The organism is Thalassococcus sp. BH17M4-6 (assembly GCF_049323015.1).
In the GTDB taxonomy this organism is placed as follows: domain Bacteria; phylum Pseudomonadota; class Alphaproteobacteria; order Rhodobacterales; family Rhodobacteraceae; genus Puniceibacterium.
The window spans coordinates 1-12,537 of record NZ_JBMPGU010000020.1; the positions used below are offsets into that span (position 1 = coordinate 1).

The 12,537-nt window shown below is 54.4% G+C and carries 11 protein-coding genes; all 11 read right to left on the reverse strand.

Translation table 11 applies throughout. The features are described 5' to 3' along the window. A partial coding sequence (locus tag ACOXXX_RS19790; protein ID WP_422828353.1) for a hypothetical protein occupies positions 1-518 on the reverse strand: 518 nt, incomplete at its 3' end. Next, positions 515-1,732, reverse strand: a complete 1,218-nt coding sequence (locus ACOXXX_RS19795; protein WP_422828354.1) for a glycosyltransferase — start codon at positions 1,730-1,732, stop codon at positions 515-517. The genes ACOXXX_RS19790 and ACOXXX_RS19795, both read right to left, overlap by 4 nt. A gap of 38 nt (positions 1,733-1,770) precedes the next feature. Further along, complete coding sequence (locus ACOXXX_RS19800) at positions 1,771-2,868, reverse strand: glycosyltransferase family 4 protein (protein ID WP_422828355.1); 1,098 nt, start codon at positions 2,866-2,868, stop codon at positions 1,771-1,773. Between the two features lie 388 nt (positions 2,869-3,256). Continuing rightward, positions 3,257-4,138 carry a sulfotransferase domain-containing protein gene (locus tag ACOXXX_RS19805; protein ID WP_422828356.1) on the reverse strand — a complete coding sequence of 294 codons (882 nt, stop codon included), beginning with the start codon at positions 4,136-4,138 and terminating at the stop codon, positions 3,257-3,259. Continuing rightward, a complete protein-coding gene (locus ACOXXX_RS19810) occupies positions 4,135-5,379 on the reverse strand; it encodes a glycosyltransferase (RefSeq protein WP_422828357.1) in 1,245 nt (414 codons plus the stop codon). Before ACOXXX_RS19810 ends, ACOXXX_RS19805 begins: the two co-directional genes overlap by 4 nt. An 84-nt stretch (positions 5,380-5,463) precedes the next feature. Further along, positions 5,464-7,185, reverse strand: a complete 1,722-nt coding sequence (locus ACOXXX_RS19815) for an ABC transporter ATP-binding protein (protein WP_422828358.1) — start codon at positions 7,183-7,185, stop codon at positions 5,464-5,466. A gap of 113 nt (positions 7,186-7,298) precedes the next feature. After that, positions 7,299-7,889 carry a sulfotransferase family 2 domain-containing protein gene (locus ACOXXX_RS19820; RefSeq protein ID WP_422828359.1) on the reverse strand — a complete coding sequence of 197 codons (591 nt, stop codon included), beginning with the start codon at positions 7,887-7,889 and terminating at the stop codon, positions 7,299-7,301. Positions 7,890-7,958: 69 nt separating this feature from the next. Then, positions 7,959-9,527 (reverse strand): hypothetical protein, encoded by a 1,569-nt coding sequence (locus ACOXXX_RS19825; protein ID WP_422828360.1) that lies wholly within the window; start codon positions 9,525-9,527, stop codon positions 7,959-7,961. A gap of 27 nt (positions 9,528-9,554) precedes the next feature. Further along, positions 9,555-10,709: a hypothetical protein gene (locus ACOXXX_RS19830; RefSeq protein WP_422828361.1), complete on the reverse strand. Its 1,155-nt coding sequence runs from the start codon at positions 10,707-10,709 to the stop codon at positions 9,555-9,557. A gap of 134 nt (positions 10,710-10,843) precedes the next feature. Next, positions 10,844-11,956: a DegT/DnrJ/EryC1/StrS family aminotransferase gene (locus ACOXXX_RS19835; RefSeq protein ID WP_422828362.1), complete on the reverse strand. Its 1,113-nt coding sequence runs from the start codon at positions 11,954-11,956 to the stop codon at positions 10,844-10,846. Further along, positions 11,953-12,537 (reverse strand): DapH/DapD/GlmU-related protein, encoded by a 585-nt coding sequence (locus ACOXXX_RS19840; RefSeq protein ID WP_422828363.1) that lies wholly within the window; start codon positions 12,535-12,537, stop codon positions 11,953-11,955. Before ACOXXX_RS19840 ends, ACOXXX_RS19835 begins: the two co-directional genes overlap by 4 nt.

Genomic DNA, 12,537 nt, shown 5'->3' on the forward strand with positions numbered 1-12,537 from the left:
TCTTCGGCGACCTCAAGGGTCTCTGCCCTCTCGGCGCCGGCGGCGACCGCCGCATCGCGCAACCAGTTGTTGCCGGCAACCACACAATGCACGAGGCGAAAGAGGTCGCGTGTCTTGTCTGGTGACCTGAGCGCCGTCGCGAGCCTGTTGTAGCGCGAGGCCTTCTTGATGAAGAGCGCGTCATCGTAGTCGAAGAACAGCACGGCGCCCTGCTTCTTGAGTGCAGCCTCTATAACGGGCGGCCCAAAGGGCAGTAATTCGCGCTGCAGATATAACGCATCGTATTGCCGCCAGTGGCGCAGCGCCCACAGACGTCGAACGGTTGCGCGCATCGTCGCCCATATCTTGGCACCTGTTCGTCCAGGCGCGAGCGAAAGACGATACATGGGCGTATCCATGAAGCTTTGCACCTCTGCTGACACGCCAAGGGCCTCAAGATGCTTGAGGTATTGAAACACGCGGTAGCGGCTGGAGGCGCCTTCTACCGGGTAGCGCGTCAGAAACAGAACACGGGTCACGCCGGACGCCCGGAGAGCTTTTTGTAGATATCCGAATAGGCCGCAACGCCGGTTGCAAGAGAGAACCGTTCCTCGGCCGCAGAGCGGCAGCGCGCTTTCATACCCGGATCCGCGGCCATCGCGAACAGGGTATCCAAAGCCTTGTCGAGATCGGTCAGGTCGACGTTTTCGGTTCCCAGTGGCGGAAGCGCGATCCCGGTTCCGGTTTCGTCAAGATCGTCGGCGACATCCCCGACACCGCCATTCGCGAGACACGGCTTGCCGCATGCCAGAAACTCGCCCATGCGGGTCGGACAGGACGCCCGCTTTGACCAGGCGGGCCGAATAAAGAAGACGCCCGCATCCATGCGGGCGATTTGATGGGCAACTTCCGAAAAATCCGCGCTGCGCACCTCGACCCGATCCAGATCGGCCCCGGCCCGGTCCAGAGCCTTTCGGACAAGATCGTGACTTCCTTGAGTGATCACAAGAAACTTGGCATCCGGACGCAGCGCAAAGGCGCGCGCAACGGCCTGTGCGACCTCATCAAAGAGGTACCAGCTTCCGACAGAGCCGACATAGCCCAGAGTGAAGCCCTCGCGGGGGGTGTCCTGCGGCCGAAACACGTCGAGGTTGGTGCAGGTCGGGATCACGGTCGATTTTGGCGGCACTCCCTGCATGTAATCAAAGGCTTCGTATTCACGAATGCCGGCCTTTGTCAGGGAGACGATGTGATCGGCGTTCAGAAACAAGCTGCGCTCCACACGTTTGAACACGCGGTACGTCAGGCTGGATTTCGACCAGATCCCCCCATCGACCCGTTCATCGGGCCAGAACCCACGCATGTCGAAGATGAACCTCGCGCCCGTGGCCCGTTTGACGGCCAGCCCCATCAGGCTCGCGATATAGCTTCGGCAATGCACGACCTCGGCGTCAACCTCGCGGGCGATACGGATGGCCTGCCTGCGCCCGGCGACCAGATCGTAAAGCGTCGCCAATATGCCGATCGGTTTGTTGTGCCACACCCGCGGTCGCCAATCGACACCGGCTGCCTGGCAAAGCGCCTGCATCTTCGCCACCTGCGTGCGGTCATTCAGAGCATCAGGTTTTTCGAAGCTCAGCACCGTCATGCGATGCCCTTTTCGCCCCAAGGCAAGAACGTATTGCAATACTTGGCTTTGACCCAATGGGTCCATCAATCCAGTGTAGGAGATGTACAGAACGCTTTGGGTCATGAGGCCTCAGACGGTGTCGGGAAGCATGCAACCGGCTCTCACCCGGTGATCGCCGCCTCGTATATCTTGATCAGTTGTGCGGCGATAGCCGGAAGAGCGAATTCCGCCTCGGCTCTGGCACGGGCGGTTTTTCCCATCGTCTCGCGCAGTCCGGGATCGTCCGCCAACTCCAGAATGGCCTGCGCGAGTCCATCGACATCGCCAACCGGAACCAGGCGGCCCGTATTTCCCATGACTTCGGGCAGACCGCCGGCGGTGGATGCGATGACCGGCTTTGACAGGCTCATGGCCTCGAGCGCCGTCAACCCGAACCCTTCGTAAAGCGACGGTATGACGATGATGTCCGCGGTCGCCATCACGTTCAGGAAGGCCGCGTGCTCCAGGTTTCCGGTAATCGTCACCGGGAAAGGCAGGTCGCCAGCCGCCTCCTGCAGATCCGATTGCAGCCTGCCGTGTCCGGCGAACGTGATTTTGAAAGACCGCTCCGCAAGTCGCGGGTCGCGCAACGCGGCAACGAGATCGCGATGCCCTTTCTCGGTGACAAGCCGCCCCGGCAGAACGATGTGCAGCGGCGCATCCGGATCACGCGGCATTTCCTGAACTGCGCCGACTACCTTGAGATCAATCGGATTGTAGACGACCTCGACGCGATCCAAGGACAAGGCTTCCCGGTAATGATCGGCAACCGCCTGCGACACGGCAAGCTTGGCGATCATCCCGCGCCGATAGACGTAGCGCGCCAGCGCCTTGCGAAACCGCAGTTTCAACCCGTCCCGATTGGCGCCTGCATAGGCAAGGTTGTGGAAGGTCACGAAGGTCCGTGCCCGGCTCACGCCCATCAAGCGCGCCAACGCCGTATTCACGGCGGGGAAATAGAGATGCGCGTGCAGGATCTCAGCCTCGGGCATCACGCGGGCGATGTCACGCGCGCCGGCAAGCAAATTCCATTTGTGCCGATTGGGAAGACGAATGACCGGCACACCCGCTGCTTCGAGCTCCGGCTGCAGATCATAGGGCGCAGAGCGCACCGCTACGGTGACCACGTGCCCCTGCCGCACCAGTTCCGGCAGCAGCATGACCAACAACCGCTCGGCACCGCCGCGCGCTAGCGTGTCGATGACATGGAGGATTTTCACTTTACCTGTCCATTCGAATTGCCAATAGCCCTACAGCTGCACCCTCAACCAAGCCTCTGCGGACTCCGACTCACGCCCAGCCATCGCTTGAGATCACGGTGCCGCCAGGCTCAGTCACCGATGCCAATCACCCAAGGCGTGCTGACCTGCGGTCTCATCACAGTGCGGACGGTTTTCTTGCTGATAAGCAAAAGAAGTGGTGAAGCCAGACCTTGGATCTTGACGCCTACCAATAACACGGCCGAAATGACAAAGACGGTCTTGCAGGTGCCCATTTCGCCGCAGGTATTGTTTGGAAATTACTGGCGAGAAACGCTCAGAAAATATATGCATTCGACACCAAAAGCGCCGTGTAGACAGACCAAAAAAGATCCAAGCACTCCTTGCACTATTGCAGCCGCTCAGTCATTTCACGAAGCTTTAGACGGTCTTTGGCGAATGCGGACCTAATTTCATCTCGCAAAACATTATTGGGTCGCGACGCATATCCTGCCTCAGCGTTCAAATATCGCAAAACCTTCGCCAGCCCCAGGCGCTTACGACCCAGCAAACGCTTAATAACGGCAGAAGCCAGCAATAGGGATTTCGGGGGACGCTGTGTCAGGTTTGCAAATACCGCACTCTTATGACGCTTGGCGCTATGGATCTGCTCAAAACAGTCCCGTCCGTCATCTTCAAGACCGAGAAATTGGATAATGGAGACGTAGGTGGGCCGGGGGTTTTCTATCCAGTCGGAAAAATGTACGATCTTAATATTCGTGGACGGGAACAGCGCGATGTAACGCTCGAGTTGCTCCGCAAATCGTCCGACCGCCGCATAGTCGAGAAATGCCGGCTCCCGGCATGTTTTTGGGATGTGACGATTTTTTCCGTCACGTGCAGAGGACCAGATGGTTCTAAAATCCGTGATGGTTTCATCACGGTTGTAGAGCAACTGGTTGTGATAGGAGAGCAAAAAATCCCCGTGATCGCGGAGGAAAACGAGGATCTTCGCCTGAGGATTGTATTCGTTGATATTTTGCGCTGCAACTTTTGAGTAAAGATAGTTGACCGACGCCTCTCCAACAACTTTCTCGCAGTCCGCTTGCGCAAAAAGAGCTTCGTATTCCGGGAGCGTTTTTGCCCATCTATAGTTTGGAAAGTCAGTACAAAAAAAATGCGGCTCCTTCGCGGGAGAAAAATAGATTTCAGGATGATCTGATAAATATCTAACCCAAGCAGTAGTTCCACATTTTGGCGCGCCAACGATGAACAAATTTGGTATTGTCATATCTTTCCCTGCTTAGAGGTCACCGCGGCATTAAGAATTTTCAGGAACTGCTCTGCTTGGAACGCTCTTTGGAAATTAACATTATCGCTTATTTCAGATACATATTTTCCAGCCAAAATGTTCTCGATTGCCGACTTGATTTCCCCGGGCCGATCATGTTCGGCGACTGGCCCGAGTTCATGTTCCTCGACCAAAGCCTTAAGTTCGTAATTGTCATTGTGGAGCAGCAGTATCGGTCGGGCGGCCCCGATATACTCAAATAGCTTTCCCGTGAGCACCCCGGCTTCTCCGTGCTGCAGGAGAATGAGCGCAGTGGCCGATAACATTTTTCTGACCGCCTCGTCATGGGGCACGTATCCATAAACAGCGCAGAACTCCGCGTTGGGATACGCGTTTATGACTTCTTGTAAATTGGAGGCCCTGTTTTCACCGTAGATTTCGAGTCGTACCGGCGGTTGCCGATCGACAAGGCGCGCATCGTTGAGCTTAGAAAGCGCCGCAACCAAGTTACGAAAACTCGGTATATGCGTCACGAATCCCACGTAGCGCAATACAGGCGCGCCTGGATTTATCTCATGTGGCGCGTCATGATGGCGAAAATCATCAGCATCATATCCGTTGTAGATGACCTCTATCCTATCGGAACGGACGTCGTAAAATGAAGAAAGAGATTGAGCGTATGATTTTGAGACAACCGAAAATTTTGAAACGTCTGGAAACAGAGATCGTTCGAGCCTGCCTATCAGAAGTCGCCGGACCATACTGAAGCCCTGGATCTTTTTTCGGTTGATGGCGTCTTTTTGCTTGAAGTCCCGTATGTCCGTAACAACCGGTATGTCCAGCATCTTGCCGATGGCTATCCCGGCCCGCAACGCGGATGGAGAACCGTAGCTGACAAATACAGCGTCGAAATGCCCTGTCTGCGCCAGATGTCTCGCCTTGCGATAAGCCGCGCGGCCCCAGGCACCATGTTCGTCGGGGAGGAACCGGCGTGCGAAACGCCTCTTCACTCTGGAAAGGAGGCTGGTCGACCCCAACATGGAATGTGTCACATGATGCACCTCGAGATCTCTGGGCAGATCGCGCATCAAGGTTTCGTCGAGCAACCCACCATCGAAACGCGCCGTAATTACGACTGGCTCAGCGCCCAAACGTTTTGCGTATTTGCAGAACTTTGCCACACGCTGCACGCTGGATCCGCCCCGCGGCGGAAATGTCGCCGTGATGACAAGGAATCTCATGGGCCTGCCATCAATGCGTGCCCAGTCACAACTGGCGTATTCTGCGTTTGAGCTCAAAATCGTTCCATGGTTTGGGAGGTTTCGTCAGTTCTGCCCAGCAATAGCCTGATATGTTGGGCTGTCGGCCAAGAGCTTGTCATGCGTACCGCTATCCATAACCTTTCCTTTGTCAAGAACGACGATAATGTCGCAAGCTTGAACCGTGCTTATGCGATGGGCGACCATGATGATGGTCTTTGTCCGACTGAGGGAATTGACGGCGGCCATGACATCCTTTTCGGTCAGGTTGTCTAAGGCGCTGGTTGCCTCATCGAACACGATGAGATCGGGGTCGTGGTAAAGGGCACGGGCGATACCGAGACGCTGACGCTGGCCACCCGAGAGGCGGACACCGCGCTCGCCGATCTTGGTGTCGTATTCTTGGGGCAGTTCTCCAGTGATGAAGTCGTGGATTTGGGCCATGCGGGCGCACTCGATCACCCGTTCCCGGTCGATATTCTCTGACGGCACACCGAGTGCGATATTTTCGGCCGTGGACGCATCGACGAGAAAGATATCCTGCGGCACATATCCGATCGTCTGCTGCCACGCGCGGACATTCTCCTGCGTAATCGCCTCACCGTCCACCCGCATCTCGCCTTCTGTAGGCTCCAGAAGACCGAGCAGCACATCCATTAGGGTTGTCTTGCCCGCCCCTGTGCTGCCGACGACGCCCACTCGGTGGCCCGCCGGGATCTCGAGTGTCAGGTTGCGGAGACCGCCGCTGTCCGATCCCGGATACCGGAACGAAATATTCCGAAGCTCGATGCCCTCGTGCAACCCCAGCGGACTCGGGCGTCTGTGGGAAAGGGGCGGCAGGCTCTCGCGCAGGACGAGATCTTCATAGACAGACTCGACGGCAGCACTGCCAAACCGCATGGCTGCGATGGACTGGTAGGCTGATTGGAACGTCGGTAGAAGTCTGTACCCGGCAAAGGCATAAAGACCGAGAATGGGCAGGATCTTCGCAAGTGCATCGCTTCCCGCACCGCCATGGCGGGCCATAAGCACGAGGCACAGCAGAATGATACCACCGAAGGCGATCGCCTCAATCGCGAATTTCGGAAGCTGGCCCAGGGTCATGCTGGCGGCCTGATTCCGGGCCACTTTGATGGCCGCCTCGCGGAACCGTTTCAGGTAGGTCTGCTCCCGCCCGAGCACCTTGATGACCTTGATCCCATTCAACGCATCGCTGACGGAGGCAAAGCGTTCCCTGTTGGCGGCGACGCGCTCCCGCCCGATCCGGGAGAGAAACCCCCGCGTGACCGCGAAGATCGCGCCATACGTGCCTCCGAGGATCCCACCGGCAACGAGCGCAGTGACCGGATCTACGATGATCAGCAGCGAGGTGATCGCCGTCATGGTTACGGCGCTTGCCACCAGCGTCAGGAAAGGTCTGATGACCGCGACAACCGCTTGGTTCGATTCACCAAGAATACGCGCGGTGAATTCACCGCTGTGCCTATTCAAGAAAAATGAATAGCCTTGCCTAAAATATCCTTCCAGCAATCTCTCGCTGATACTGCGCGCACGCATTTGCGTATAGCGATTAATCGCGTAATAGGTAATCATTCGCACCACTGCGGTCGTTATCAGAAGAGCAAATGAAACAAGACCCAGCAGAAAGAGAAAATCATCCGCGCCAGGGGAGCCAACTAAAGAATACACCCTTGAAAGATAAGGGCTGGTTTCGATGATCAAGGGGTTACTCATGACCGTAAGAAACGGAAGGATAGATGCAATGCCGATCGCTTCGAATGCAGCCATTAGCACTGTAAGACCGCAAACAATTAACCCTCTGCGCTGCTCCTTCGGTGTTAGAATTTGAAGAGCCCGGGGAACCTTCACGATTCTATTCATAGCGATGCCAAAACGGAAATTCAATAGCCCAAAAGCCTATAATCACGGGAGTAAATCATTCTCAGCACATCCTTGCTTTCCGCCGATACAGGCTCATAACCTTCCTTCCTTCGGACATTTAGAGTCATCTGTTTCTCAGATCGACACTTCAATCGAGAATATACCTCTTCATATGTAGCATTCATGTCTTCAAACCTACCGATATAATCAACGCGCAAATTATCATCTTGGTCGAAGATGAAAAAGGTCTGCGGAAGAAATAACCAGCTGCTACCGAATCCGCCATTCAACAAGCCTTCACGCAAAAATTCGTCGAACCCTCGGTATGCGCGAACTCTAGTTGCGGCTGGAATATCTGACTTCTTGTTCCCTCCACCTTCCAGATACTTGTATGCAGAGTAAGCGCGGTCGACCGGATCTCTTACAATGGCAAATTTCCAATAGTCTTTGAATCTTCTAGGATTGGCTGCAGCATATGTATGCCACGGCTCATGCTGTCGCCAGTAGGGCGTTGCACCCAAAGACGCCCAAATCGACGTACCACCGGTTCTCGGAATATGGATGAAGACCGACTTGTGACGCCGCATGACCGGAGCATAAGGAAACTGCATCTCCCTTCTCAGCCGAAAAGCCTTCCGACGAAATGCTAGAAATTTAGTAGTAAGGCGCATATCTGAATATCACCCGCGAAGACCAAAAACAGCGTCGGACAACTGGGGTACGAGCACCTGGGGAGAGAAACGATACCTTGCATCGAGACGGGCGGCTCTCCGTTTCTCGTGCCATACATCTTCATTACTATGTAAATGAATCAGCTCTGCGGCTTGATGCGGCGTTTCCCATAGCAAAGCATCTGGATAGAGTTGAGCCGCTCCATTCCAGCGCTCACCAAGCGGCCACCTTCTAACGACTGGGACGCACCCGGACATCGCCCCTTCCACGACGGCCATGTGCTGACTTTCTCGCTCGCTAGCGGAAAGAACAAAACCTGCGTCCTGAAAATGCTGGCCGACTTTATCCGTATACTTATGGAGCGATATTGCGGATCGCAATGTCTCAGACTTCAAATAATCAAAGAACTGATCACGATATCTCTCCTCTTCGCTATCCAAACCAGAACTCTGCCATTCATGGCCAACAAAATCCAGTTTCCATTCCTTGTCAGGTGATATACGAATTAGCTCTTCGAGTATCCTTATCGCCAGAATTGGTGCCTTGTTGGAGTTCGCATACCCCACCATGATCAATCGGTGGCGGGCCTCTTCATTTTTTTCATCTGCCCAGAGCTTTGGGTCGCTCCAATTGGGAACGACATATTGCTCCAGATGGGGATACGTCTTGGTAAGCTGCAACTGATCGTCCATAAAGGCACGAAGATGTTCACTGACGCAAATAAGAGCATCGACCCGGCCCCAGGGGATGAAATGAACCCAAGGGCTGAAAGCTTCATAACTATGCAACCGGACCACCAAGCGCTTCTCTGGTGGAGCCATTCTGCTCATCCATATGGCTGGCTCATTAGCCCAATCGACAAATAACACATCTGCTTTGTCAATCCTTGAGGCATCAACCGGCAGCTTCGACATCAAGGCCGTCCAGTTAGCATTGGCATCAGCTATCGGGCGATCTGACGGTAAAAATAGGTTAGATGCCGTCATAGAGAACGGTGGGGGAATTAATCTACCGCTAAGCGTTCCTACCTCCCAATCTGCATCCCGAAATTCATCAACCACCCGGTCCGTGAAGCTCCAGTTCCTATGAGAACATATCAACACGCTTCGTGAAGCCACGCTCCGCGATATTCGTTCTCTGACCCAGATTTCGCTTTCCGACGCGAGTGCACGACCCGGTGGCGAGGCACGCCACTGACGAAAGGCCGCTTTTGGATCTGACTGTACTATCTCTGCCAGTTTAGTCTTTAGATAGTTGCCATCCTCCGACCCGATACTTTGCTTGAGGCAGCTGATGAAAAGTGCGCGGGTCAGGTCAGCAAAAACTCTCCTGAAATGCCGATTGTCTTTGGCATAAGGCTTTGCGGCGCCGAACAGGCGGTATGCAAAAATTTTTGCGCCAGACGCCCAAAATACGGCACCAAGCACAGAATACAAGAATACTCTACCAAACCCTAGCTGACCCCTTAGGGCCACAGATAGTCCGGGAAGTTTAGCAGACATCGCCTGAGCGCGATGAGCGTAAATACTCACTTTAAAAGTCCCAAAATTTTCTCCACCCCCCGTTGTCCAGATCATAATATAAGATCATACCGACGTACTGGATCAAGTCGCAAGTAGATCGTCAATTAGATCTATGAGCTTATTCGCTTCGTTTTCAGCGTTAAGGACCCTTGCCACAGCATCACTTTTCGCCTTCAGCTCTTGCAATTCCTCAATGCCAATTTGAGACAATGTGCTAGCCAAACTCTCAATAGAAAATTCAGGCGAAACGACACCACACCCATACTCGTCAACGACTTCCTTCATACTTGTTGAAGGCCCAATGGCAACCGGCAGCCGGGCTTGTATATACTCAAAAAATTTATTAGGCATAGTTGTCATAAGGTTAAATGTCGTAGGCTCAAAATAACAAAGTCCGATGTCGTATTGAGACATCGTGGGCACTATTTCCTGGAAGGGTATAGGGTTATGCAATGTAACTCTCGGGTTTCCATCACAAAGCTCGGCAAAGTAAGTGCGGCGCTGTTCATTACTGAAAACCAAGTAGAGGTCCAGAGTGAAGTTTTGCGGCAGTAGATCTATCAACCTCACTAATTTTTCCAGCTTTCTGTTTTTGCTGCTTACTCCATGGTGCACCAGGCGTATAGTCTGGTCATTTTTCTCCCTAATGGGGATCTCTCTATAACTGGATGCGCTTTGAATTACTTTGAAGTTGACTCCGAAAACGCGAGAGTATTCGTCAGCATGACCATTAGACGTCGCGATGAGGCCATCAGCCTGCGGCAGCCAGCGCGATAAAAGTCTGATTCTTTCTGGGCTTTCATAGCGTCGGAAATAGTAACTATCTTCCACTTGAGCAGGATAGTATTCCCGAGCGTCTAAAATGACCTTTGCCGCACCTGACTTCTTAACCGCCACTGGAAGAAGCTCGTAATCGTGGACAATGATTGCATCAAATTCCGATTTTTCTAAAGCAGCTTCGAACAGGTCGAGGCCGTGACGCCACTCACTTAACTTATCTCTGAAGCTCCCGATGTCTGGAAGATATGAGGAAAAATAGCTGTACCTTTCCAATTGCCGCCTCAGAGGGCGATTAGATATATTCCTTGGCAGAATAGATATGTTGTATTTATCACTTGGTGAATATGTAGCGGTATAAACCGTATAGCCGCTTTCCCCTAATGCGCCAGCAAAACGCAGAAGACGGGGCGTCATATCCTTAGGCGCCGTTGCTGCTAATAATACTTTCTTAGACATCTCGGGTGTATCAGCTATTGTTCGAATTTGCGTTAATATCAGCACAATTTTCTATTGGGCCAACACCTTGATTAATTTTGAAAATCTTATGGCGTGTCGATACATACTATCTATTCTGATCTCGTTCGAAAAAATCAGTCAAGACGCGCGTGACCATAAGTTGCCGAGTATGCTGTGTGCACCGCATCGGCGATCGTCGCGATATCTGACGGTTCAAGATCGGCATGCATCGGGAAGCTGAGCACTCGGTTCGCGAGGCGATCGCTGTTGGGGCAGGCCGCTTCAACGACGAGCGCGGGCTGACGGTGTAATGGCAGTGGATAATGCACAGTCGTCGGAATCCCGGATTGCTTCAGATGTTCTGCCAGACCATTCCGATCGTCACATTGCACGGTGTATTGCGCCCAGACACTCGTATTGCCGGGCCGGACCACCGGACGCTGGAGATCCAGTTCCGCAAGATACTCATCGTACAGCCGGGCAGCCCGGTCGCGCCGCATGATCTCGTCATCAAAGACGTCGAGTTTGGCCAACAAGATCGCCGCCTGGATCGTATCCAGTCTGCTGTTAATGCCGATGCGGACATGGTGATAGCGGCGCTCTTGTCCGTGCCGCGCGATCTGGCGCAAGATCGGGGCGAGCTCATCGTCGTTGGTAAATATGGCACCACCATCGCCGTAGCAGCCGAGCGGCTTTGACGGGAAGAAACTCGTGCAGGCGATCCGAGACAGGGCACAGGATTTCTGCCCGTTCTGCGTGGCGCCAAAGCTCTGGGCCGCATCTTCGATCACCGTCAACCCATGTTGATCAGCGACGGCGTTGATCGCGGACATATCAGCGCATTGCCCGTAGAGAGAGACGGGAATGATCGCCCGGGTCCTGTTGGTGATGCGGGCCTCGATATCGTCGACATTGACCAAGCAAGTTTCTGGATCGACATCGGCGAACACAGGTCTCGCGCCCAACACAGCAACGGTTTCGGCCGTCGCGATATAGCTGAACGAGGGCGTGATCACCTCGTCGCCCGGTCCAACGCCGATGGCCATCAGGGCGATCTGCAACGCGTCGGTTCCGTTGGCGCAGGTCAGGCAATGCCGGACGCCGACATAGGTGGCAAGCCGCTCTTCCAGCTCGGCGACTTCGGGGCCGAGAATGTAGTGGCCATGGGACAGCACATCGGCGATGCGACGATCTAAATCCGCGCGAATGCGATTCTGCTGGGCCGCAAGGTCGACGAACGGAATCATGATCGTGCCTCTCTGATCACGCGATTACCCGTCAATACGTACTGATCCCCACTATGCGGGCAATCGGCACGGTCCTCGCCGGTCAAGGGCAGGTCAAGCTGCTCGCCGAAGGCGCTTATCCAGCCTATCTGCCGGGCCGGGACGCCGGCCACCAAGGCAAAATCGCCGATATCCTCTCGCACCACCGCGCCAGCAGCGACGAAAGCGAAAGCCCCGATCTTGACTCCGCAAACGATGGTGCAGTTTGCCCCGAGCGTTGCACCTTCGCATACAAGCGTATCGCGATATTCGCTCTTTCTCTCGATCCGCGCGCGCGGGTTGTAAACATTCGTGAAAACCATGGAGGGGCCGCAGAAAACCCCGTCTTCCAGCACGACATTGTCGTAGACGGACACGTTATTCTGGATCTTGACGTCGTTGCCGATGACGACCCGGTTGCCCACAAAGACGTTTTGGCCCAGTGAACATCGGGCGCCGATGCGGGCGCCAGAACAGACATGAACCCAGTGCCAAATCCGCGTATCGGAACCTATGGTCGCACCGTCATCGACAATGGCACTCTCGTGACAGAAGTAGTCCAT

Bases quoted from the DNA above. Each gene is read 5' to 3' on its own strand.
- ACOXXX_RS19795 (WP_422828354.1), bottom strand. From the start codon at position 1,732: ATGACCCAAAGCGTTCTGTACATCTCCTACACTGGATTGATGGACCCA.
- ACOXXX_RS19805 (WP_422828356.1), bottom strand. From the start codon at position 4,138: ATGACAATACCAAATTTGTTCATCGTTGGCGCGCCAAAATGTGGAACT.
- ACOXXX_RS19810 (WP_422828357.1), bottom strand. From the start codon at position 5,379: ATGAGATTCCTTGTCATCACGGCGACATTTCCGCCGCGGGGCGGATCC.
- ACOXXX_RS19815 (WP_422828358.1), bottom strand. From the start codon at position 7,185: ATGGCTGCATTCGAAGCGATCGGCATTGCATCTATCCTTCCGTTTCTT.
- ACOXXX_RS19820 (WP_422828359.1), bottom strand. From the start codon at position 7,889: ATGCAGTTTCCTTATGCTCCGGTCATGCGGCGTCACAAGTCGGTCTTC.
- ACOXXX_RS19825 (WP_422828360.1), bottom strand. From the start codon at position 9,527: ATGATCTGGACAACGGGGGGTGGAGAAAATTTTGGGACTTTTAAAGTG.
- ACOXXX_RS19830 (WP_422828361.1), bottom strand. From the start codon at position 10,709: ATGTCTAAGAAAGTATTATTAGCAGCAACGGCGCCTAAGGATATGACG.
- ACOXXX_RS19835 (WP_422828362.1), bottom strand. From the start codon at position 11,956: ATGATTCCGTTCGTCGACCTTGCGGCCCAGCAGAATCGCATTCGCGCG.
- ACOXXX_RS19840 (WP_422828363.1), bottom strand. From the start codon at position 12,537: ATGGACTACTTCTGTCACGAGAGTGCCATTGTCGATGACGGTGCGACC.